Source organism: Pseudoalteromonas sp. BSi20495 (genome assembly GCF_000241185.1).
Classification (GTDB): Bacteria; Pseudomonadota; Gammaproteobacteria; order Enterobacterales; family Alteromonadaceae; genus Pseudoalteromonas; species Pseudoalteromonas fuliginea.
This window is the reverse complement of record NZ_BADY01000129.1, coordinates 1-23,244: the sequence shown is the minus strand read 5'-3', so window position 1 is coordinate 23,244 and position 23,244 is coordinate 1. Positions and strand designations below refer to the sequence as shown.

Annotated in this window: 19 protein-coding genes and 1 pseudogene; 16 read left to right on the top strand and 4 right to left on the bottom strand. The window is 39.5% G+C overall.

The features are described 5' to 3' along the window. The first annotated feature begins 5 nt into the window (after window positions 1-5). The 11 genes and pseudogenes from thrC (at window position 6) to P20495_RS05140 (ending at window position 12,148) form a co-directional block, all read left to right on the top strand. Entirely contained in the window at window positions 6-1,289 is a 1,284-nt protein-coding gene (gene thrC, locus P20495_RS05100) for a threonine synthase (RefSeq protein WP_008137973.1), read from the top strand. Window positions 1,290-1,557: 268 nt separating this feature from the next. Continuing rightward, window positions 1,558-2,814 carry a serine hydroxymethyltransferase gene (gene glyA, locus P20495_RS05105; protein ID WP_008137971.1) on the top strand — a complete coding sequence of 419 codons (1,257 nt, stop codon included), beginning with the start codon at window positions 1,558-1,560 and terminating at the stop codon, window positions 2,812-2,814. A 275-nt stretch (window positions 2,815-3,089) separates the two neighbouring features. Further along, window positions 3,090-3,539, top strand: a complete 450-nt coding sequence (nrdR, locus tag P20495_RS05110) for a transcriptional regulator NrdR (RefSeq protein WP_002961761.1) — start codon at window positions 3,090-3,092, stop codon at window positions 3,537-3,539. 2 nt (window positions 3,540-3,541) lie between these two features. Next, window positions 3,542-4,663, top strand: a pseudogene (gene ribD / locus P20495_RS20885) (bifunctional diaminohydroxyphosphoribosylaminopyrimidine deaminase/5-amino-6-(5-phosphoribosylamino)uracil reductase RibD); the annotation flags it as partial. A gap of 30 nt (window positions 4,664-4,693) precedes the next feature. Beyond that, entirely contained in the window at window positions 4,694-5,347 is a 654-nt protein-coding gene (locus tag P20495_RS21690; RefSeq protein ID WP_083829699.1) for a riboflavin synthase, read from the top strand. Window positions 5,348-5,376: 29 nt separating this feature from the next. Next, entirely contained in the window at window positions 5,377-6,489 is a 1,113-nt protein-coding gene (gene ribBA, locus P20495_RS05115) for a bifunctional 3,4-dihydroxy-2-butanone-4-phosphate synthase/GTP cyclohydrolase II (RefSeq protein WP_007377468.1), read from the top strand. 100 nt (window positions 6,490-6,589) lie between these two features. After that, on the top strand, window positions 6,590-7,054 hold the full coding sequence (gene ribE, locus P20495_RS05120) for a 6,7-dimethyl-8-ribityllumazine synthase (RefSeq protein ID WP_002961753.1): 465 nt from the start codon (window positions 6,590-6,592) through the stop codon (window positions 7,052-7,054). 15 nt (window positions 7,055-7,069) lie between these two features. Further along, window positions 7,070-7,480, top strand: coding sequence for a transcription antitermination factor NusB (gene nusB, locus P20495_RS05125; RefSeq protein ID WP_007587129.1), 411 nt, complete (start codon window positions 7,070-7,072; stop codon window positions 7,478-7,480). 87 nt (window positions 7,481-7,567) lie between these two features. Then, window positions 7,568-8,542 (top strand): thiamine-phosphate kinase, encoded by a 975-nt coding sequence (gene thiL / locus P20495_RS05130; RefSeq protein ID WP_008137965.1) that lies wholly within the window; start codon window positions 7,568-7,570, stop codon window positions 8,540-8,542. After that, window positions 8,539-9,024: a phosphatidylglycerophosphatase A gene (locus P20495_RS05135; RefSeq protein WP_007377466.1), complete on the top strand. Its 486-nt coding sequence runs from the start codon at window positions 8,539-8,541 to the stop codon at window positions 9,022-9,024. The genes thiL and P20495_RS05135 overlap by 4 nt, the downstream gene beginning before the upstream one ends. A 37-nt stretch (window positions 9,025-9,061) precedes the next feature. Next, window positions 9,062-12,148, top strand: coding sequence for a ligand-binding sensor domain-containing diguanylate cyclase (locus P20495_RS05140; RefSeq protein WP_008137963.1), 3,087 nt, complete (start codon window positions 9,062-9,064; stop codon window positions 12,146-12,148). An 81-nt stretch (window positions 12,149-12,229) separates the two neighbouring features. On the opposite strand, the gene dxs is transcribed toward P20495_RS05140, so the two are convergent. The 3 genes from dxs to P20495_RS05155 form a co-directional block, all read right to left on the bottom strand. Then, a complete protein-coding gene (dxs, locus tag P20495_RS05145; protein ID WP_008137960.1) occupies window positions 12,230-14,092 on the bottom strand; it encodes a 1-deoxy-D-xylulose-5-phosphate synthase in 1,863 nt (620 codons plus the stop codon). A gap of 105 nt (window positions 14,093-14,197) precedes the next feature. Continuing rightward, window positions 14,198-15,085 (bottom strand): (2E,6E)-farnesyl diphosphate synthase, encoded by an 888-nt coding sequence (gene ispA, locus P20495_RS05150; protein WP_007377463.1) that lies wholly within the window; start codon window positions 15,083-15,085, stop codon window positions 14,198-14,200. A gap of 2 nt (window positions 15,086-15,087) precedes the next feature. After that, window positions 15,088-15,330, bottom strand: coding sequence for an exodeoxyribonuclease VII small subunit (locus P20495_RS05155; protein WP_008137959.1), 243 nt, complete (start codon window positions 15,328-15,330; stop codon window positions 15,088-15,090). 322 nt (window positions 15,331-15,652) lie between these two features. On the opposite strand from P20495_RS05155, the gene pomA reads away from it, so the two are divergent. From pomA to P20495_RS05175, 4 genes are all read left to right on the top strand, one after another. Beyond that, complete coding sequence (gene pomA / locus P20495_RS05160; protein ID WP_007377461.1) at window positions 15,653-16,420, top strand: flagellar motor protein PomA; 768 nt, start codon at window positions 15,653-15,655, stop codon at window positions 16,418-16,420. A gap of 2 nt (window positions 16,421-16,422) precedes the next feature. Then, the gene (locus P20495_RS05165) at window positions 16,423-17,343 is read left to right on the top strand and encodes a flagellar motor protein MotB (RefSeq protein ID WP_007377460.1); all 921 of its coding nucleotides are present in this window, start codon (window positions 16,423-16,425) and stop codon (window positions 17,341-17,343) included. 170 nt (window positions 17,344-17,513) lie between these two features. Next, window positions 17,514-18,005, top strand: a complete 492-nt coding sequence (locus P20495_RS05170; RefSeq protein WP_007377459.1) for a hypothetical protein — start codon at window positions 17,514-17,516, stop codon at window positions 18,003-18,005. A gap of 61 nt (window positions 18,006-18,066) precedes the next feature. Continuing rightward, window positions 18,067-20,007, top strand: a complete 1,941-nt coding sequence (locus P20495_RS05175; protein ID WP_008137957.1) for a DNA topoisomerase III — start codon at window positions 18,067-18,069, stop codon at window positions 20,005-20,007. Between the two features lie 334 nt (window positions 20,008-20,341). On the opposite strand, the gene P20495_RS05180 is transcribed toward P20495_RS05175, so the two are convergent. Continuing rightward, window positions 20,342-21,652, bottom strand: coding sequence for a M20 family metallopeptidase (locus P20495_RS05180; RefSeq protein WP_008137954.1), 1,311 nt, complete (start codon window positions 21,650-21,652; stop codon window positions 20,342-20,344). A 111-nt stretch (window positions 21,653-21,763) separates the two neighbouring features. On the opposite strand from P20495_RS05180, the gene P20495_RS05185 reads away from it, so the two are divergent. Further along, entirely contained in the window at window positions 21,764-22,621 is an 858-nt protein-coding gene (locus P20495_RS05185; protein WP_008137952.1) for a tetratricopeptide repeat protein, read from the top strand. The last annotated feature ends 623 nt before the right edge of the window (window positions 22,622-23,244 follow it).

Here is a 23,244-nt window from a genome sequence, read left to right as displayed (position 1 = left end):
TAGTCATGCAATTACATAATTTAAAAGATAGCTCACAAAAAGTGTCGTTCGTTGAAGCCGTAAAAACAGGTTTGGGTCGTAATCAAGGTGTGTTTTTTCCTGAAACCCTTGCCCCACTGTCCGATGTTGATGCATTGCTTGATATGGACTTTGTAACACGCAGTGGCAAAATATTATCTCACCTAATTGGTGATGAGCTACCAAGCGACACTGTGGCACAAATGGTTAAAAATGCATTTAACTTTCCAGTTAAGCTGGTGGAAGTTGAAGAGAATACATACTGCTTAGAGTTGTTTCATGGTCCTACGCTTGCGTTTAAAGACTTTGGTGGCCGCTTTATGGCAGAGTGTTTGGCGCAATTTAATGAAGATGAAAAAGTAACTATTTTAACCGCAACATCGGGCGATACTGGTGCAGCCGTTGCACATGCTTTTTATAATAAGCCAAATATTGATGTTGTAATTTTATATCCTAAAGGCAAAATTTCACTTGCTCAGCAAAAGCTATTTACTACGCTAGGTAACAATATTCATTGTTATGCAGTTGAGGGCAGCTTTGATGATTGCCAAGAGTTAGTTAAAAATGCCTTTTTAGATGAAGAAGTTAAATCAACACTTGGGCTTAATTCTGCTAATTCAATTAATATTAGCCGTTTAGTTGCTCAGGTTTGTTATTACTTTGAGGCCATTGCACAACTACCAAAAGAAAAACGCGCAACAGCGCATATATCAGTGCCAAGTGGCAACTTTGGTAATGTATGTGCTGCAATGATTGGTGCGGTTATTGGCTTACCTGTAGGTAAATTAAGTGCAACAACCAACCAAAATGATACTGTGCCGCGCTTTATGCTTGATAAAACGTGGACGCCAAGCGCAACACTTGAGTCGCTTTCAAATGCAATGGATGTAAGTAAGCCAAACAACTGGCCACGTGTGCAAACAATGTTAGATAATAACTGGTTTAGCTACGATAACTTTTATTCAACTAGCGTAAACGAGCAAGACACGCAATCGGTGATGAAAAAAATTCAACAAACGGGTTATGTTGCAGAGCCTCACACTGCTATTGCGTACCAAGGTCTTGTTGAAAATCGAGCGCCTGGTGCAGCGGGTATCTTTTTAGCGACCGCTCACCCTGCTAAGTTTAAAGAAAGCGTGGAGGATATTTTAAATATTGAATTGGATATGCCAAAACCACTTAGCGATGCATTAGCAAAACCATGTCTAGCAAGCGATATAAACGCCGATTACGACGCATTACGTACAGAAATACTTGCAAAGCTAGGATAATAAAAAATAACAATTAAAGCGGCTATGGCCGCTTTTTTTATAAATTATAATTCAAAAAAGAGAGGCTTTCATTAGCTAATTAAATGTGAAAAATGAAATGCATTTAAAATAGTTATGTACTTATTAAAAAATATCATCTTAAAAAGTCTGTGAAATAGTTTCAATCCCTGTTTAAATATCCTCAACTTAAGAGCGTAGGCAAAGAGTCGTTTAAAGCGTACAATAAAGCCTCTAAAAAACACCATACACGTTGCCCTAGGAGACCCCAATGTTAGAACGTAGCATGAATATTTCGGATTTTGATCCAGAGTTATTTGACGCAATCACTAAAGAAACTGCTCGCCAAGAAGAGCACATTGAACTAATTGCATCTGAAAACTACTGTAGCCCACGTGTACTAGAAGCACAGGGTTCACAGCTTACTAACAAATACGCAGAAGGTTACCCAGGCAAACGTTATTATGGCGGTTGTGAGCATGTAGATGTTGTTGAGCAATTAGCAATTGACCGTGCTAACGAATTATTTGGTTCTGACTACGCAAACGTACAGCCACATGCTGGTTCGCAAGCAAACGCTGCTGTTTTTCTAGCGCTATTAGAAGCAGGCGATACTGTATTAGGTATGAGCTTAGCTCATGGTGGTCACTTAACTCACGGTTCTCACGTAAGCTTCTCTGGTAAGCTTTACAATGCAATCCAATACGGACTAGATGAAGCAACGGGCGAAATTGATTACGCACAAGTTGAAGCACTAGCACTTGAGCACAAACCAAAAATGATTATTGGTGGTTTCTCAGCGTACTCAGGTATTGTTGATTGGGCTAAATTCCGTGAAATTGCTGACAAAGTAGGTGCTTATCTGTTTGTTGATATGGCTCACGTTGCAGGTTTAATTGCGGCAGGCGTTTACCCAAGCCCAGTTCCTCATGCACATGTTGTAACTACAACTACGCATAAAACACTTGCTGGTCCTCGTGGTGGTTTAATTATCTCTGCATGTGGCGACGAAGCAATCTATAAAAAGCTTAACAGCGCAGTTTTCCCTGGTGGCCAAGGTGGTCCTTTATGTCATGTTATTGCAGCAAAAGCCGTGGCATTTAAAGAAGCGCTTCAACCAGAATTTAAAGTATACCAAACACAAGTTGTTAAAAACGCAAAAGCAATGGTTGCTGTAATGCAAGAGCGCGGCTACAAAATCGTATCTGACAAAACTGAAAACCACTTATTCCTACTTGATTTAATCGATAAAGATATTACTGGTAAAGATGCAGACGCAGCCCTTGGTAACGCTAACATCACAGTTAATAAAAACTCAGTGCCAAACGATCCACGTTCTCCGTTTGTAACATCTGGTTTGCGTATTGGTTCTCCTGCAATCACTCGTCGTGGTTTCAAAGAAGAAGAATCAAAAGAGCTTGCTGGATGGATTTGTGACGTACTAGATAACATCACTGATGAATCTGTACAGGCGCAAGTTAAAGAAAAAGTAAAAGCAATTTGTGCAAAATTACCTGTATACGCTTAATTGCATAAGCAACAGTAATTAACAGCACAACAGTTAGGGAGCTGTTTATCTTTTGAGATTAAATTTGCGCTGTTTTTGAAGTGGCTCTAAAAGTAGTTTTTGCTTTGTGGCTGGGTTTTGACTCAGTTTATTCGATTATAAATCGCACAGTGCAATTAAATTGGCTCTAGATAAAACAAATTTAAATCCTGAAAGAGCAACAGACCTTAATTTTTGCTAAGATAAAAGACCGCTATTTAGCGGTCTTTTTTGTTTTAAAACGGAAGTACCGAGCTATGCATTGTCCATTTTGTACCGCAAAAGATACTAAAGTTATTGACTCACGCCTTGTTGGTGGAGGCCATCAAGTTCGCAGGCGCCGTGAGTGCAACGACTGCCACGAGCGCTTTACTACATTTGAAGGCGCTGAACTGGTTATGCCTCGTGTTATTAAACAAGATGGCAGCCGCGAACCATTTAACGAAGATAAATTATTAAATGGCTTAAATCGCGCACTCGAAAAACGCCCAGTGAGCACAGAGCAAGTAGACGAAGTAGTGAATATAATAAAATCGCAGTTGCGTGCTACAGGCGAGCGAGAAATTTCAAGCCATTTGGTTGGTGAATGCATTATGGAAGCCCTCAAAAAGCTCGATAAAGTAGCGTATGTAAGATTTGCCTCTGTTTATCGTTCGTTTGAAGACATACGCGAATTTGGCGAAGAAATTGCCCGTTTAGGGGAGTAACAATGCAAAGCCAAACTACTTTTACAGAACATGATGAAATGTATATGGCACGTGCCATAGAGCTTGCCAAAAAAGGCCGGTTTACTACCACGCCTAACCCTAATGTTGGCTGTGTATTAGTTAAAAATAATCAAATAATTGGTGAGGGTTTTCATCAATTAGCAGGTCAAGGCCATGCTGAAGTAAATGCGCTGGCAATAGCGGGTAATAATGCACAAGGTGCAACGGCTTATGTAACGCTTGAACCGTGTAGTCATTATGGGCGTACGCCACCGTGCGCTGAAGGCTTAAAAAAGGCGGGCGTAGTAAAAGTAATTGCCGCTATGGTTGATACAAACCCACAAGTTGCTGGCAAAGGCCTTAAAATATTGAGCGATGCCGGTATTGACGTTGCTTATGGGTTACTCGAATCACAAGCGCGAGCACTTAACGTTGGCTTTTTTAAGCGAATGGAACAAGGCTTACCTTATGTGACCTGTAAAATGGCAGCAAGCATAGATGGTAAAACAGCCCTTAAAAATGGGCAAAGTAAGTGGATCACAAGCCCTGCTGCTCGACAAGACGTACAATTATACCGAGCGAAAAGCTGCGCTATTTTAACCGGTGCCGATACCGTGTTAGTCGATGATGCTAAACTTAATGTGCGACTAAGTGAGCTGCCTTGCACACTGCCTACTGATTTGCCGCTTCGCCAGCCCGTGCGTGTTATAATTGACTCTCAAAACCGTTTAACACCTGACCTTGCTTTATTTGAAATCCAAAGTGATGTAATTATATTTACCATTAAGGTTGATAAATCATTGCAATGGCCGCATTTTGTAAAGCATATTGAAGTCAGTGAAAGTAACGGTAAAGTTGATTTACAAGCCGTTTTAGAAAAACTTGGGCAACTGCAGTTTAATAATGTTTGGCTTGAAGCTGGCGCAACACTTGCTGGTAAAATGACAGAGCTTAATTTAGTTGACGAGTTTGTTTTTTATTTGGCGCCTAAACTAATGGGCCATGATGCAAAAAGTTTAGTTAATTTTCCTGAATTGACGAGTATGCAAAACACCGTTGATTTAACATTTAATGAATGTGCGCGCATTGGTGACGACTTACGTATCACCGCGTTAAAAAACTCATTAAAATCACTTAATAAAAAGAGTAGCGCTATGTTTACTGGGATAATAGAAGCCACAGGCAAAATTGCTTTATTACAAAAAAAACAAGGCGACTTAGCCATTCGTATCCAAAGTGCTGACCTTGATATGAAAGACGTAAAGCTAGGCGACAGCATTGCAACCAATGGCGTTTGCTTAACCGTAGTTGATAAACATATTGACGGTTTTAGTGCTGATTTATCTAACGAGACGATTGGTTTAACCGGTTTTGCTCACTATGCTTTAGGGCAAACGGTGAATCTTGAAAAAGCCATGCAACCTGTTTCGCGTTTAGGCGGTCATTTAGTATCTGGCCATGTTGATGGCATAGCAACGATTACAAGCATTACAGCAAACGCTCGAGCAACAGAGTATTGGCTTACAACCGAAGAAAATTTAATGAAATACATTCCTTACAAAGGTTCGGTATGTATTGATGGTATAAGCCTGACAGTAAACGCTGTAGAAGGTAATAAATTCAAATTAACAATTGTCCCACATACGAGTGAGCAAACCACAATTGCTTATTTTAAAGTAGGCACTCAAGTTAATTTAGAAGTCGATCAAATTGCACGTTATTTAGAGCGCCTTATAAAAGGTGCAGAGCAACCAACGGGCTCTGATATTTCGATGAGCTTACTCGCTAAAGCGGGTTTTATTAAATAACGAAACTGATAACTTACACGAGCAAATTTATGAATTTACACAGCGCACAAGAAATCATCGACGATATTAAAGCCGGTAAAATGGTTATTTTAATGGATGATGAAGATAGAGAAAATGAAGGCGATTTAATAATAGCTGCTGAGCATATTAGCGCAGAAGCGATTAATTTCATGGCTACCCATGGCCGTGGTTTAATTTGTTTAACCATGACGCAAGAGCGTTGCGAGCAACTTGATTTACCGTTGATGGTTAAAAACAATGGTGCAGCATTTTCGACTAACTTTACAATGTCGATAGAAGCATCAAAAGGTGTTACAACCGGTATTTCAGCAGCAGATAGAGCGCGCACAGTGCAAGCTGCGATAGCTAAAGGTGCAATACCAAGTGATATTGTGCAGCCGGGGCATATTTTTCCTATTATGGCACAACCTGGTGGTGTACTCACTCGCGCAGGACACACCGAAGCTGGCTGTGATTTAGCGCGTTTGGCTGGGCTTGAAGCATCATCTGTTATTGTTGAAATACTTAATGCTGATGGCACCATGGCGCGTCGCCCTGATTTAGAAGTCTTTGCGAAAGAGCACGATATTAAAATTGGCACCATTGCTGATTTAATCGAATACCGCAACTTAAACGAAACAACAATTGAGCAAGTAGCAAAATGTAAGTTACCAACAGAGCATGGTGAGTTTGATTTGGTGACTTACAAAGACACAATTGACGGCCAATTACATTACGTATTGCTTAAAGGCGATATAAAAGAGCAAGAACCGACAAATGTACGTGTACATTTGCAAAGTACCTTTAACGATATCCTACTTTCGGACAGAAGTGCTGACCGTAGTTGGGGCCTTTCTGAAGCAATGGCTTATATCGCTAAAAATGAAGGTGCTTTAGTTATTTTAGGTAAGCAAGAAAGCACTGAAGAATTAGAAGCAACAGTAAAAGCATTCGCGGCAGCTGATGCTGGCGAAAGCGTTACGCCACGTAAATTCAAAGGTACATCTCGTACTGTTGGCGTAGGCTCGCAAATACTTGCCGATCTTGGAATTAAACAAATGCGATTAATGAGTCGTCCTAAAAAGTACCATGCACTTTCGGGCTTTCATTTAGAAGTTGTTGATTACATTGAGCCACAATAAGCATCACGCTTAAACTAGGCTATTATTTTATTTTTATGGTATGATGCGCAGCAATTTTTGCGCAATCGCAACCGCTTGAACTTATTTTTAGGGTTATCAAATGAAAATTATTGAAGGTAATAAGTACGCTCCAGGCAAAAAGTTTGCCATTGTCATTTCTCGTTTTAATGACTTTATTGGTAGCAGCCTCCTTGCAGGTGCTGTTGATGAGCTAAAACGCACAGGTGGCGTATCTGATGACGACATTACCGTTATTTATGTACCAGGCGCGGTAGAATTACCTTTAGCGGCTAAACGCGTTGCAGCAAAAAAAGAGTATGATGCAATCATCGCATTAGGCGTAGTGATCAGAGGTGGTACACCACACTTTGACCTAGTTGCTGGCGAATCAAACAAAGGTCTTGCGCAAGTATCACTTGAGTATGATATCCCGGTTGCATTTGGCGTATTAACCACAGAAAGCATTGAACAAGCAATTGAGCGTGCTGGCACCAAAATGGGCAATAAAGGCGGCGAAGCTGCTTTAGGCGCGCTTGAAATGGTTAATGTGTTAGATAAAATTTAAGTTTAAGGAATTTTTGTGAAACCAGCAGCAAGACGTAAAGCACGTATCTTAGCACTCCAAGCCGTTTATTCTTGGCAAATAAGTGGCAATTTAATTGCCGATATCGAACAACAAATGTTGATCGAAACAGACGTTACTAAAATTGATGTTGAATACTTTAAAGATTTAGCGACGGGTGTTGCTGTAAATTATAAGCAACTAGACGAAGCTGTATCACCACATTTAACACGTCCGTTTAATGACTTAGATATGGTTGAGCGTGCAATTTTACGTTTAAGCAGCTATGAGCTTAAGTTCCGTGAAGACGTACCTTATAAAGTTGCTATTAACGAAGGTATTGAGCTTGCCAAAATTTTTGGCGCTGAAGATAGCCATAAATTTGTAAACGGTGTACTTGATAAAGCTGTTAAGCATTTACGCAAGTAATAACAATTCACTCTGAATTTTAAATTTCAGATTGATTGGTTAAACAACCGTTAAAAGGAGAGCCGGCATAGGTCGGCTTTTTTGTGTATGAAGGAATTTGAATTAATTAATCGCTACTTTAAAGGTCGCGGTATCACTCGTCGTGATGTAAACCTAGGAATAGGGGATGATTGCGCATTGGTCTCTGTTCCACAAAATTGCCAACTTGCCGTTACAACAGACACTCTTGTTGCTGGCGTGCACTTTTTTGATGATATTTCCCCTCGCGCACTCGGTCATAGAGCACTCGCTGTGAATTTAAGTGATTTAGCTGCAATGGGCGCTGAACCAACATGGGTTTCGGTTGCACTCACATTGCCAAGTATAGATCCGCAGTGGATTGAAGAATTTACTGAAGGTATGCATGAAATTGCAGAATACTTTAATGTACAAATTATTGGTGGCGATACGACTCAAGGGCCATTAACTATTACTATTTGTGCAAAAGGAACGGTACCTGAGGGGAAAGCTCTGCGCAGAAGTGGTGCTAAAGTGGGGGATTGGATTTATGTTACAGGTCCTTTAGGGGATGCAGGTTTAGCTATTGAATCGCGCAAGCAAGGTTTTAAAATAGAGCCTGAACATTTAAAATATGTTAATAAACGTTTCGATTATCCAACACCTCGCGTAGCAGCTGGCCAAGTTTTACGCGGACTTGCATCATCGGCTATTGATGTATCTGACGGTCTTATTGCTGATTTAGGCCATATTCTAGATATGTCGCAAGTAAGTGCTGTTATTAATGTTGAAAGTATTCCTACATCAGATGCGATGAAATCGAGCCTTGATTTTGATCAGCAATTACCGTTTATTCTTAGCTACGGCGATGACTACGAATTGTTATTTACTGTTCCTGATAGTAATAAAGGGATGTTGGATTTAAAACTACGTCAATATGGTGTAGATGCCGTATGTATAGGACAAGTTAAAAGTGGTGATGGCCAAATTGAGCTTTTATACAATGGTGAAGAGTTTAATTTTGAGCAGCATGGCTTTGAGCATTTTGCAAAGGAGCAGGTTTGAATAATAACCGCAAGTTTAATTTAAAGCGTCCGCACCAATTTTTTGGTTTAGGGTTTGGCACAGGCCTTGCGCCTAAAGCGCCTGGTACATTTGGTACTTTTGCTGCACTGCCATTTATTTTTATGACAATGTACTATCCATTATGGTTACAAATTGTGTTTGCTGTAGTGATCAGTATATTTGGTATATGGGCATGTGGTAAAACGGCTGATGATTTAGGCGTGCATGACCATCCTGCAATTGTATGGGATGAAGTAGCTGGCTATTACATTACCATGATTGGCGCAGCGCTTAGCTGGCAGAGTTTATTAGTTGGCTTTTTGTTATTTCGCTTTTTTGATATAGCAAAACCAGGCCCAATACGTATGCTAGATAAACGAGTACATGGCGGTTTAGGTATTATGGCTGATGATATATTGGCTGGTATTTTTTCGCTTATTTGTTTGCAAGCGTTAATAAAAGTGGGTTTACTACCCTTTTAATTTTTATATTTGAATTGTTTAACTAGGTGGCAGCAATATGATGCGATTTTTACTGGTTTGTGTACTGATGTTGTGCGCGACGCCAAGCTGGGCCTCAATTACTGATTATGTCGTTAAGCAATGGAATATAAAAGACGGTTTGCCGTCACAATCACTCAAAAGTGTAGTGCAAGATCAGCAAGGTTATATGTGGCTGGGTACTCAGTTTGGGTTAAGCCGTTTTGATGGAACAACATTTACTAATTATAGTACCCAAAATAGTTCTTTTTTACCAAGTAATGGTATTAATAAACTTTTAATCGATTCGAACGGGTTATTGTGGATAGGTACTAAAAGCGGATTAGTTGTAATTAACCCGGCAACATTTGCAGCACAAGAATTTAATATTAAAGGCCCTGTAAGGGATATTTTAGAAGATTCTAAAGGTAGTATCTGGATTGCAGCAAATGGTTTGTATTATGTTGATAGAGGGCAAGTTGACTTGCAAACTCACGCTAGCGGTCAACTACCTATTGTCAATGCGACAGTAATCACCCAAATTGTCGGCTCAGTTAGTCAAATGGCACTTTCTCCGGAAGGTATTTGGCTGGTTAATGACCGTCATTTGTTACGCCTTACTAAAAACGCCTCCGATTTTTCTAAATTACGTTTAGAGCTCACTGCAAAAATATCGCTACCAGAGCGTTTAGCGCAAACTATTGTGCATGATTTATCATTTTTGAACGGCAATTTATACTTGGCTTCAGAACTAGGTGCATATTTTCTAGATTTAGATGATGAGCTAAGGCCATTTCCTTTACCCAATGCTAATAATTCAGCTGTTTATAAGTTTATGAGTGATACCAATGGTGGATTATGGGTTTCAACTTACGGGCGTTTATTATTTAGAGATAAGTCAGGCGAATGGCAATGGGTTGAGCCAAGCCAGCTAGATCAAAGTATTTGGTTTGCAGATATTTTTCGTGATGATAAAAATAATGTATGGCTAGCAAGCTTTAGTGAAGGCTTATGGCTTGCGCATGAAGGGCGGGTTGAACGACATTCAGCTGTATCTGAGATGACTGAGGCCGTTATGGCAATAAGCCAAGCACCTGATGGTAAATTATGGGTCGCTAACAAAAGTGGTATTGGTTACTTTGATTTAAGTAAAAGCTTTATAAATCTGATCCCTAGTAGTAAATACAGTCGATCGTCAGTCCATGACTTACAGTTTGATGGTGAGCGACTCTATATAGCCACAGGAAGAGGTTTATTTGTTTATGAGAATAATACACTTTATACCGTTCCAGGGCGTGCGCTACGTGATAACCCTGTATTTGCTATAAGCCGTTCAAGCAAAGGTGGTTTTTGGATTGGCACTGGACGGGGGTTATATCGTCTTGGTTATGCGGGGCTAACGCCGTTTGCGTATAATGCATTTTTAGGTAGTAAGTTTATTACTTACGTATTGGATAAAACTAATTTTGGTGTGATAGGTACAAGTAAAGGCGCCTATTACTTTACCGAGCGTGGCATTGAAAAAATTGGTGATCAAACGTCTTTAGAAAGTGCTTATGTAACAAGTGTACTGCATATTGATGGTGTAGGTATTTTAATTGGTTCTCTTAACGATGGGCTTTTTTATAGAAGTACCCAAGGGCAATGGCGTCAACTTGATGCGGCTAATGGTCTACCATATGGATCAATTTTTAGCCTCGAATACGATGAAAAGCTAAAACATGTTTGGGTTAGCACCATGAAAGGCGTTTATAGGATGCCTGTAGATCAATTCAAAGCAGATATTAAAAGCTTAAAAGTAGAGGAAGTTATTTCTTCATTTGATCGTCAACTCGATGGTAAAGCTAATCAGTGTTGTAGTGGGTTAGGCCATGACGCAGTTGCTAATATTGGCAGTTCAATTTGGTATCCTAGTTTGCAAGGGATTGTAGAGATCCCTAAAAACGTAGAGCTATTTGGCGTGTTGTCATTGAAGCCAAAAGTAGAAACAATTACCACACCATTGCGTAATTTAACAACTGCAGCCTTAGGTCAAAAACCATCATTAGAAACTGATGAGCGAGATATAACGCTTACCTACACGGCTATAGATTATTATGCACCAAACAGCATTGAATTTAGGTATAAGCTAAGTGGCTTAGATAGCGATTGGCGTTATGCAAATACACGTAGAGAAGCTATTTATACTAACTTACCGGCAGGGTCGTTTTTATTTCAGCTTGAAGCAAAGCGACAAGGTGAAGATTGGAGTAAAGCACAAGAAGCTGAATACGGCTTTATTGTGCCAGAGCGCTTTGATGAAACTATTTATTTTAGATTGTTGATCACCAGTGGCTTCATTTTGTTTTTTTACTTGGTTTTTTGGGTATTTAGAGCACAAGAGCGCAGAAAGCAAGAAGCACTCGAGGGATTGATCACCGAACGTACATTAGAGTTACGTCAAGCTAATGATAAGCTTAATCAAGTGAATTCACAGCTCAAGCTAGTAAGTCATTCAGACGAGCTTACGGGGCTTCGTAGTCGTCGATTTTTGTTCGATCAATTGCCTAAAGATATCGAACACTTTCAACGTAATTCTCAATCGCTGCAAGCTCAGGGTAAGTCACTTGTTTTACTAATAATCAACTTTGATAACTTTAGTCGAATTAACGATGCATATGGCCCAATAGCGGGTGATAGCTGTTTGCAGCAAATGGCAGCATTACTTAACTCTCGCACACAAGGATCCGACTACGTAGCGCGTTGGAGTGGCGATGAATTTTTACTCCTACTGCGTGATTTTAAATGTAATAAAATAGATAGCTATGCTTCGGAGCTGTGCCAAGCTGTTGCAGAGTATTCATTCCAGCTTCCGAATGGAAAAAGTACTAATATTATGGCGTCAATTGGTTGGTCTTTCTACCCGTTACCACTTTTAGGTGGGCAAGTAATCAGTTGGGAGACATCTATTAACTTAGCTGATATTGCACTGCACCAAGTTAAAAAGCGTGGTGGCGATGGTGTTGCAAACATTACATTTGATGATCAGCTTGATGCATTTGAGTTTGAGCAAAACTCTAACGTTGACCAACAATTAGGTATTTTACAAAGTAATGGCCTAGCTGATATTAAAGTGTGGATGCGCTGATCAGCTGATGGGTAATATTTGACATTAAAAAAGGAGCCTAGGCTCCTTTTTTAATGTGCTCTACATTTAAATGTATAGAAGTTAATTAATAAACGTTTTAATCGCGGTTAGTATTCCTTGCTCGCCTAATCCCATTTCATCGTGCATTTCATCTTGCGTGCCGTGTTTAATAAACTCATCAGGAATACCTAAGTTAAGGATATTAATATCAGCTTTTTGCGTTGCCAGGTATTCGTTAACTGCAGAGCCGGCACCGCCAGCAATCGCGTTATCTTCAAGCGTAACAATTACATCGTGGCTAGTAGCAAGCTCATTTAAAAGTGCAGTATCAAGTGGTTTAATAAAACGCATATTAACAAGCGTTGCATCTAATTCGTTAGCTGCAAGCTGTGCGTTTTCAAGTAATGTACCGAATGATAAAATGGCAATCTTTCTGCCTTGTTTAACCGTATTTGCTTTGCCTATTTCAAGCAATTGCATAGTGCTTTCAATGTCTGCAGTACCTGCGCTACCTCGAGGATAACGAACTGCAACAGGGCAGTTTGCTTTATAACCGGTGTATAGCATTTGGCGACACTCGTTAGTGTCGCTTGGTGCCATAATGACCATATTTGGAATACAGCGCATAAAGCTTAAATCGTACGCACCTTGGTGAGTTTCACCATCGGCTCCAACAATGCCTGCCCGGTCAATGGCAAATAATACAGGTAAGTTTTGCAGTGCAACATCATGTATTAATTGGTCATATGCACGTTGTAAAAAGCTTGAGTAAATAGCCACAACAGGCTTTAAACCTTCACAGGCAAAACCAGCAGCTAAAGTAACAGCATGCTGCTCTGCAATGGCCACATCAAAATACTGGCCAGGGAATTCTTTAGAAAAACGCACCATACCTGAGCCTTCGCGCATTGCTGGCGTAATCGCCATTAAATTGCTGTCTTGCTCTGCCATATCGCATAACCAATCGCCAAATACTTTTGAAAAAGTAGCTGCACTAGGTTTAGATTTAGGTAAGCTAGTTGTGCTTGGGTCAAATTTTGGTACGCCATGATAGCCAATCGGATCGGCTTCAGCTGGTTTATAACCCTTACCTTTTTGCGTTTTTATATGTAAAAGTTGCGGACCTTTTAAATTACGCATATTACGTAATGTATCTACAAGCATGTTTACATCGTGACCATCAATTGGGCCGATGTAATTTAGGCCTAATTCTTCAAAGAAGGTACCTGGGATCATCATGCCTTTAATATGCTCTTCCATTTTACTGGCAAGTTGCTTTACCGGAGGCACGCCTGAGAGTAACTTTTTGCTACCTTCACGAATGTTAGTGTAAAAGCTACCCGATAAAATTCGGGCAAAGTGATTTGTTAAGGCGCCAACATTTTCAGAAATCGACATTTCGTTATCATTTAAAATAATAAGCATGTCTGATTTTACATCACCTAAATGATTCATCGCTTCAAATGCCATGCCTGCGGTTATTGCTCCGTCACCAATAATGGCTACAGATTTTCGACCTTTGCCTTCTTTTTGGGCGGCAATAGACATACCTAAGGCAGCTGAAATAGAGGTGCTTGAATGACCTACGCTAAACGTATCGTATTGGCTTTCATCGCGAAAAGGAAAAGGGTGTAAACCGTCTTTTTGGCGAATAGTGTGCATTTGGTCGCGACGACCTGTAAGGATTTTATGTGGATAAGCTTGATGACCCACATCCCAAACTAGGCGATCGTCTGGAGTGTTATAAACATAATGCAGCGCAACGGTTAGTTCAACCGTCCCTAAACCAGACGCTAGATGACCGCTACTTTGCGATACTGAGTTGAGTAAATAATCGCGCAGCTCATTGCTAAATGCAGGGAGTTTATCTTGCGCTAAATCACGCAATTGGGCTGGCTCGTCAACCAAATTAAGTAATGGATACTTGCTACTATCAAGTGTCATGGTTTTATATATATCCTTCGCTAACATTAATTAATCCAAAGCTTTTACGAATAATTAATGTTGAGTAATAATGTCAGTGTTAATTGCAATACGTGTGAGTAATAATTAGTGGTCACGCTCAATTAGGTAATTTGCCAGCGATGCAAGAAGTGTGGTGTCTGCATCTATATTTGCCAACGCTTCATGGGCTTGTTGTATTAAGTTTTGTGCCTTTTCTTTAGCGCCTAGCATACCTAATAACGCAGGGTATGTCGCTTTATTCGCGGCAATATCGGAGCCTTGTGGTTTACCTAAAGTAACCGTATCGCCTTCAACATCTAAAATGTCGTCGTGTACTTGAAATGCAAGCCCTATAGCATACCCAAAAACGCTTAAGTTTTCTAAGGTTTGTTCATCAACATTTTCGCTGCACAGTGCACCAAGTGTAATTGCGCAATTAATAAGTGCGCCAGTTTTTAGCTTATGTATTCGCTCAAGTTCTTGTACTGTAATTATTTTATCAGTGGCTGCAATATCTAAACCTTGACCTGAAACCATTCCTTCAAGGCCTGATGCGTGGGCGAGTGCCGCTATCATTTTTACCTGTGTTTGAGCAGAGCAGTTAAAACTATGTTTAGCAATTAGTTCAAAAGCTAAAGTTTGAAGAGCATCGCCGGCTAAAATTGCTTGGGCTTCACCATAAACTATATGACAAGTTGGTCGACCACGACGCAGATCGTCGTCATCCATAGCAGGTAAGTCATCATGTACTAGCGAGTAACTGTGTATGCATTCAATAGCTGCTGCTAATATATCTAAATCTTTTTTGTCTGCCCCTAATATTTTGCCTGTTGCGTAGACTAAAAATGGGCGCAGCCTTTTTCCACCATTAAACAAACTGTAATGAGTTGCTTCTTTTATTGCTCTATCACTATCAAGTGCTTGTTCAAAATAAAGGTTTAGTGCTGATGCAACGTCTATTTGAGCACGTTCAATATGTTCTTTAATGCTCACCGCTATTCCATATCATTATCAAAGTTTGTAAGTACTGATTTATCGCCATTACCCATTAAAATAGATACCTTTTGTTCTGCTTGCTTGAGTTTACCAGATGAAGCGTTAGCTAGAGCAATACCGCGTTCAAACTGCTTCAATGACTGCTCAAGCGATAAATCACCTTGTTCCATATCACTAACAATTATTGATAATTCTTCTAGTGCTTGTTCGAAACTTAAGTTTTCAGGTTTTTTAGTCGCCATCTTATTTCAGCTTACTTGATAAATTTAGGAGCCAATTTTAGGGGGAATGCTAAACTAGGTCAAAGAATGATATGTTTTTTTCTTCTATTACGGCTAAATGTTACTTTATGTGGATTAATAAAGCCTTAATTACGGTCATACTGATATCATTTAAATGATTAATCGTTATATTAACATTGTAACTTTGTTTAAAAATAATCCTGGAATTGTTTTTTATGTTTATTTTCATATATGACTCAAGCAATTTAGCATGTTGCCGATAAGCAGTTAATAATAAAAGTTTTACAATAAGGCCTTAGTGCATGAAACCTCTGGAGGTAATGTGGATTTAGCAACCATAATAGGGATCCTTGGCGCAATTGGCTTAATTGTCATGTCCATGTTTATGAGTAGTAGTGGTGAAATGGCCATGTTTTACAATACCCCTTCAGTGGTAATTGTATTTGGTGGCTCTATATTTATAGTTTTATCTAATTACACCATGGGACAATTTTTTGGGATAGGTAAAGTTGCCGCTAAAGCTTTTATGTTTAAAATTGAATCGCCGGAAGAGTTAATTGAAAAAGCGGTTGAACTTGCAGATTCAGCTCGAAAGGGCGGTTTTCTGGCGCTTGAGGAAGCTGAAATACCAAATCAATTTATGCGTAAAGGTGTAGATATGCTAGTTGATGGTCACGATGCTGACGTTGTTAGAGCGACCTTACAAAAAGATATCACTTTAACTTCAACACGACATGAAATGGGCGCAGGCTTATTTAAAGCGATGGCCGATATTGCTCCTGCAATGGGTATGATTGGTACGCTTATTGGTTTAGTTGCTATGTTATCGAATATGGACGATCCAAAATCAATTGGTCCTTCAATGGCTGTTGCACTATTAACTACCTTATACGGTGCCTTTTTAGCAAACGTAGTGGCTATCCCTATTCAAGTTAAATTGGAACTTCGTAAAGACGAAGAGGCGATGAATCAACGTTTGATTTTAGATGCAGTTTTAGGTATCCAAGATGGTCAAAATCCAAAAGTGATTGAAGGTATTTTGAAGAACTACTTAGCTGAATCAAAACGTAAAGTTGATACTGAGGAGTAACCATGTCTGAGCAAGAGTGTAAATGTCCTCCTCCTGGTTTACCTGCTTGGATGGGAACCTTTGCCGACTTAATGTCTTTACTGATGTGCTTTTTTGTACTCTTGCTTGCATTTTCTGAAATGGATGTACTTAAATTTAAACAAATAGCAGGCTCGATGAAGTTTGCTTTCGGTGTACAAAACAAAATAGAAGTAAAAGATATTCCCAAAGGTACCTCGGTTATTGCAATGGAGTTTACGCCAGGTAAACCAGAACCTACACCAATTGAAACTATTCAGCAGCAAACCGTAGAAATGACTCAGCAAATGCTTGAATTTCAAGCCGGTGATGAAAGTTCAGCTGGCGGCAGGCAAGAACAACGAGGTGATAAACGTGGTGGTGAGTCTCGGAGCACTTCGCAGGAAAAATCTTCAGAGCAGGCTATTTCAGCAGCGGATCAAGAACAAACAAACGAGCTTGTTAAAAAAATCGCGCAGCAGCTTGAAAAGCAAATTATTGATGGTGCAATAGAGCTTGAGTCTTTAGGGCAGCAAATAATTATTCGTATTAGAGAAAACGGTTCCTTTCCTTCAGGTAGTGCATTTTTACAACCTAAGTTTAAACCTATAATTCAAGATATCGGTGTTCTTTTAAAAGATGTGCCAGGAGAGATTACAGTTTCAGGGCATACCGATGATTTTCAGGTGTCGAATGAACTGTATGTTAATAATTGGGATTTATCATCTAAACGTGCTGTGGCTGTTGCAAGTGAATTACAAAAAGTACAAGGCTTTGACAAAACTCGGATGATGGTTGTTGGGCGAGCTGAAACAAGACCTCTTGTACCAAATGATACAGATGAAGACCGCCGTCGTAACAGGCGTGTAGAGATTTCTATTTTACAAGGTAAGGCAAAAGAGTCAGCACCTATTGATGTTAGGTAACTTTACTTGGCAAATACGTTTATTTATCATAAAGTAAGCTTTCAATAACAAATGTAACGGAGTCAGCCATGAAGAATATCGATAAATTTAGTTATATGCCAGGTAATGGCGGTGGTAATGACGATAATGATGATAAAGAACCTGATAAAAAATAGGCTGAGTGTAATATTTTGCCTGAATGGTTTGAAAGTATTTCTAGGTTACTCGAGAGTAGCTGGGTTTTTATATTAAGCCCTGCTATTTTTGTGTTTTACCTACGCAAAGATCACCTTGCATTACGCTTTGTGTTGGTTACTGCTGTATTTTTTTTTTATGGAGCGTTGATCAACGACTATTTAAAAGAGTTCGATAGCAGTACTTATATATATCGTTACGTTATTTGGGCATTTAATGATCTTGCTTGGATGGCTTTGATCGCCTATTTAGGAATAAAAGACAAAATTTATTTGTGGCAGTGTGTTATCGGTCAACTAGTTGTTATAAGTGCCCCTATTTTACAGCTATTTAGGTTGGTTGATCGCCATCTATGGGATCTTTCTTATAGTACATATATTTATAAAACCTTATTGCCTTTCATTAATATTGGTACCGTTGTTGTTTGTTACCTACCGCTAGTTTATTTCTTAAGTAACAAGCGCAATATTGCATCAAACGAACAATAAAATTTATAGCTTTAAACTAATGTGCTAGACTACTGTTTATATAAACAGTGGTGAGCAAGCTATGAAACTCTACATTGCAGAAAAACCTTCACTTGGACGCGCTATTGCTGATGCGTTACCAAAACCACATAAAAAACACGATGGCTATATAGAAGTTGCTAACGGTGATTGTGTCTCGTGGTGTATTGGGCATTTGCTAGAACAAGCAGAGCCTGATGATTATGATGAGCGCTTTAAAAAGTGGCAGTTTGATCACTTACCTATAATACCTGAGCAGTGGAAGTTAAAAGCCAAAACCAAAACTCGCAAACAGCTCACTGTTTTAAAAAAATTAATTAAACAAGCTTCGCAACTTATTCATGCTGGCGATCCAGACCGCGAAGGCCAGCTTCTGGTTGACCAAGTAATAGAAGAAGCTAAAATAAGTCAGGCTAAAAAGCAAAGTACGCAACGTTTACTCATTAGTGATTTAAATTTATCTGCGGTAAAAAAATCACTGGGCGTTATGCGTTCTAATCGAGATTTTATTCCGTTAAGTGTATCTGCTTTAGCGCGCTCTCGTGCGGATTGGTTATTTGGTATGAATTTAACGCGTGCATATACATTAGCTGGGCAAAAAGCAGGATTTGGTAATGTGCTTTCGGTAGGGCGGGTTCAAACCCCTATTTTAGGTCTTGTTGTTAATAGAGATAACGAAATAGCGAATTTTGTATCTAAGCCTTTTTACGATGTATTGGCGCATTTGTTTACTCCAGATAATCAACCATTCATAGCTAAGTGGGTTCCAAGCAAAGCATGTGAGCCACATCAAGATGAAGAAGGGCGAATACTTAACAAAGCTCTTGCAGAAAATGTTGCTTCACGCATTACAAAGCAAAGTGCTGAGCTTACTTCACTCGACCAAAAACAAAAAAAGCAAAGTGCTCCATTACCTTATAATTTATCTGCTCTGCAAATAGATGCCGCTAAAGCATTTGGTATGCCAGCTCAAAAAGTATTGGATATTTGCCAAATACTTTACGAACGTCATAAACTAATTACTTACCCACGCTCAGATAATCGTTATTTACCCAAAGATCACCATCAAGAAGCATCTGCTATTTTTAAGGCAATAAGTGCTAATGGTGGGCAAAGCAGTGAATTAGTAAACGGGGCTGATGTAAAAAAGCGTAGTAAATGTTTTAACGATTCAAAAGTGGCTGCCCATCATGCCATTGTGCCTACGGCTAAACAGTTAAAGTCAGCGAGTTTGAGCGGTGACGAAGCAAAGGTATATCAATTAATAAGCCGTCATTACTTAATTCAGTTTTATCCCGACTATATATATAACGAAACTAAAGCTGAGGTAATTATTGCTGGTGGGCTTTTTAAGGCAAATGCAAAGCAAGATGTAAGCTTGGGTTTTAAGGTGTTAATGGGTAAATCTGAATTAAAAGATGAAGCCTTGCTACCTCCTTTAACAAAAGGTATGCCTCTTTTTTGCGATAAAGGCGAAGTAGTCGAAAAGCATACATCACCCCCTGCTTATTTTACCGATGCCACATTATTGGCTGCGATGACGGGCATTAGCCGTTATGTTAAAGATCCACAAATTAAAAAAGTATTAAAAGACACTGATGGTTTAGGTACGGAGGCAACACGTGCGGGAATAATCGAGTTGCTATTTAAGCGGCGTTTTTTAAAACGTGAAGGTAAGTCAATTAGAGCGACCGAAACGGGACTTGCTCTTATTAGCGTATTACCACAAGGTTTAGCGAGTCCTGATTTAACCGCAAAGTGGGAGTCGAGCTTAGGTGATATTGCACAGCAGGCAATGAGTTATCAGCAATTTTTACAGCCTTTACTTGCTGACCTAAATGGGTTTGTTCAATTAGCAGCAAACTGCGATAGCAATGCATTTGCGAAGTTACCAAAAACCTCACCTAAAAAACGTTTTGCTAAACGAGGTGGAAAAGCGACCTTTAAAAAGTCGAGTTATAAAAAAAGCTCTGTTGCTAGTTAGGGCGTGTTGACCATTCATGGTTGAATTTGCAGCAGTATGTTTGGTATTTGGGCAAGGCATAGCCTATGTAGTGTGGTTATTCCCCCATAAATAGGCGATAAAGCAGCATAAATGCCAAACATGCGCTGCCCGAAGGGTTCTGCCTAGGGGCTATTTACTCTTTGTTGCTCGGTTTTTACTTAGCCCACTAAGTTACACACCTCGCGCCGCGATTAAATAGCCCCTAGATTGAACAAATTTCAATCCATAAAGGTCAACATGCCCTAGCAACAGAGCCATTTTATTAAACCATATTGCTTAATGTTGAATTGGTATTACTTAACCTGAACTCAGGTTATTTATTAAATAAGGCAACAGCAGCGTTACTCATTGCTTTTATTCCGGTAGGAATAGCAACTTTATAATCAGGTGCGAATTTACTAGAGTGTAGGGAAGGGAGTACCTCACCTGTTTTTATCGAATCTGCATATTGTGCTTGGTTTACGCCTCCTAGCCAAAAAAGGGTAATAGGGATATTTTCATCGGTGCGTCCGTATAGGCCAAAATCTTCACCCGCCATTACAGCTTGTGTTTCAAGTACATTAGTATCGCCAATTGCGCTGGCAATAGAGTTTCTAACAATGTCTGTTTGTGCAGGGTTATTATAAGTAGATGGAATCGATTCATCTTCATGTACATATACTACAGGGTAGTTTGATTCATCCAATCCAGCGCTTTGTGCTATCCCAGCTGTAATACGTTTGATAGCAGCTATTTGAGCGCTTCTTACATCGGGGTTATAGCTTCTGAGAGTGAGTTGTAATTTTACTTCATCCGAAATCACATTATGTTTTGAACCACCATGAATAGACCCCACTGTAATAACAGAAGGCTCAAGCGGTGAAAGCTCTCGGCTTGTGATTGTTTGTAGAGCAAGTACAGTGCGTGAAGCTATAACCACTGGGTCTATAGTTGTATGCGGATAAGCACCATGACCACCTTTACCTTTAATTGTAATATCGACAGAATCTACACTTGCCATAGTGTATTCATTTTTCATTGATATCTTACCAGCGGGGACGCTAGCGCTTACATGTAAAGCAATTATATGATCAGGTTTTGCATATTTACTAAATAGTCCTTCGCTTAGCATCGCTTTAGCACCCCCACCTACTTCTTCTGCAGGCTGTGCAATCATCATTAATGTACCTTGCCACTGTTTTTTATGAGTAATTAACTGCTCTGCAGTTCCAATAAAAGAACTCATGTGGATATCGTGGCCACAGCCGTGCATTACACCTACTTTTGCACCGTGCTCGTCTGTTACTTTAACTTTTGAGGCATAGGACTTTCCTGTCTGCTCTATTATAGGTAAGCCATCGGTATCAGTACGGATCATTACTGTCGGCCCCTCACCATTTTTATAAATACCAACTACACCAAAGCCACCTACATTACTTGTTACTTTAAAACCCAGCTGAGTTAATCTATCTGCTATCTTTTTACCTGTTTCTTGTTCGTGATAAGAGAGCTCTGGGGATTGGTGTAAATCGAGGTAAAACTTTTCAATAGCTGGCATGGCTTTGCTTAAATTCAGATCGAGTCCATTTGCTTGTACTAATGGGCTTGCTAATAAAAGTATTGCACTTAGGTAAGTTAATTTCATATTTTCCCTTATTGTTGAATATGTATACCGAGTGATTTAGGTATATGACTTGTAATTATTATGTTCACCACCATATAAAAACCTAAATAGACGAATATGGCAATCAATTCAATGAGCAACATAGTTAGTATTAATGCGCAAAACCTTCAACAAGTACTCGGTGAAACATCACAACAAAAATTGGTGTTGCTTAACTTTTTCTCTCCTCAAAGTCCTGACTGCATCGGACAGGCTGCAATTTTAGATAAAGTAGCAGCAGAATATGCAAGCCATATAGTAGTAGCAAACCTAGATTGCGATGCAGAGCAAGCACTCGCTTCTCAACTTGCGCAACAAGTTGGTCTTCAAACACTGCCTACGCTTGTATTATTAAAAGACTCTGCACCAGTAGATTTACTTGCAGGTGTTCAAAGCGAAGTACAAATACGCGAAGCCCTAGCAAAGCATTTACCTGCGCAACAAGACTTACTGTTAGAACAAGCAAAGCAAGCGTTATTAAAGTCAGATTTAAATGCTGCATTTAATTATGCAAAGCAAGCTTATGAAATAGACAGCGGGAATGCACGTATCAAATTAGTGCTAGCAGACATATGTATTCAAATTCACAAAGTAGATGAAGCGCAAGCGCTTATAAATACAATAGATGCACAAGAGCAAGATGCTTACTTTAATAATATAAAAGCAAAATGCGAAGCCGCGCTTGAAGCAAAAGATTCACCAGAGATTAAAGAAAAGCAACAACAAGTAGAAAAGTACCCAAATGACCTAGAATTAAAAGAAGAGCTCAGTATTTTACTCAATGAAGCAGGCAGAAAAGAAGATGCATTGGATATACTATTTACAGTGCTGCAAAAAGATCTGAATTTCAACGAAGCAAAACCAAGCTTTTTAGCCATTATTGCCTCTTTACCTGATGGCGACGCACTCGCAGCTAAGTATCGTCGCAAGTTATATAGTATTTTATACTAGGGTCTGTTGCTCTTTGCGGATTAAAATTTGTTCAAACTAGGGGTTGTTTAATCGCGGCGCGAGATTTGTAACCTAGTGGGCTCGGTAACTGCTCCTGCGTTACCCTACTGGCTTACATCCATGTAAGAATAAGTAAAAACCGAGTAACAAAGAGTAAATAGCCCCTAGGAAGAACCCTTTGGGCAGCGCCTGTTTGGCATTAATGCTACGTTATCGCCTATTTATGGGGAGTAACCACACTACATAGGCTCTGCCTTGCCTGAATACCAAATAGGCTGCTGCAAATTTAACCTTGAAAGATAAACAGACCCTAGATTCTAATAACTATTACTTTTGAGAAGCACCTACATAAGGTGCTTTTTGCATTTTTAAGGTTTTAATTAATAGCTTTAGTATGGTTTAGCTATGTAAAAACAAGAGTTATCAACAGGCTTTTGTGGGTAACTTGTGCTTATCATGTGCGCTTGCTTGGGGCTTAATTTTAATTACTATTTTATGCAAATAACGCTTGCGTAAAATCCGCCGCTCCCTATAATGCGACCCCACTGAGACGGGAAAGGCCAACGCATAGCGAGGCACGAACTACTCAGAGAGTTAAATAAAACTTCGGTTTTAAATCTTCC

Coding starts and splice junctions, on each gene's coding strand:
- thrC (WP_008137973.1), top strand. CDS start 6: ATGCAATTACATAATTTAAAAGATAGCTCACAAAAAGTGTCGTTCGTT.
- glyA (WP_008137971.1), top strand. CDS start 1,558: ATGTTAGAACGTAGCATGAATATTTCGGATTTTGATCCAGAGTTATTT.
- nrdR (WP_002961761.1), top strand. CDS start 3,090: ATGCATTGTCCATTTTGTACCGCAAAAGATACTAAAGTTATTGACTCA.
- P20495_RS21690 (WP_083829699.1), top strand. CDS start 4,694: ATGTTTACTGGGATAATAGAAGCCACAGGCAAAATTGCTTTATTACAA.
- ribBA (WP_007377468.1), top strand. CDS start 5,377: ATGAATTTACACAGCGCACAAGAAATCATCGACGATATTAAAGCCGGT.
- ribE (WP_002961753.1), top strand. CDS start 6,590: ATGAAAATTATTGAAGGTAATAAGTACGCTCCAGGCAAAAAGTTTGCC.
- thiL (WP_008137965.1), top strand. CDS start 7,568: ATGAAGGAATTTGAATTAATTAATCGCTACTTTAAAGGTCGCGGTATC.
- P20495_RS05140 (WP_008137963.1), top strand. CDS start 9,062: ATGATGCGATTTTTACTGGTTTGTGTACTGATGTTGTGCGCGACGCCA.
- dxs (WP_008137960.1), bottom strand. CDS start 14,092: ATGACACTTGATAGTAGCAAGTATCCATTACTTAATTTGGTTGACGAG.
- P20495_RS05155 (WP_008137959.1), bottom strand. CDS start 15,330: ATGGCGACTAAAAAACCTGAAAACTTAAGTTTCGAACAAGCACTAGAA.
- P20495_RS05165 (WP_007377460.1), top strand. CDS start 16,423: ATGTCTGAGCAAGAGTGTAAATGTCCTCCTCCTGGTTTACCTGCTTGG.
- P20495_RS05175 (WP_008137957.1), top strand. CDS start 18,067: ATGAAACTCTACATTGCAGAAAAACCTTCACTTGGACGCGCTATTGCT.
- P20495_RS05180 (WP_008137954.1), bottom strand. CDS start 21,652: ATGAAATTAACTTACCTAAGTGCAATACTTTTATTAGCAAGCCCATTA.
- P20495_RS05185 (WP_008137952.1), top strand. CDS start 21,764: ATGAGCAACATAGTTAGTATTAATGCGCAAAACCTTCAACAAGTACTC.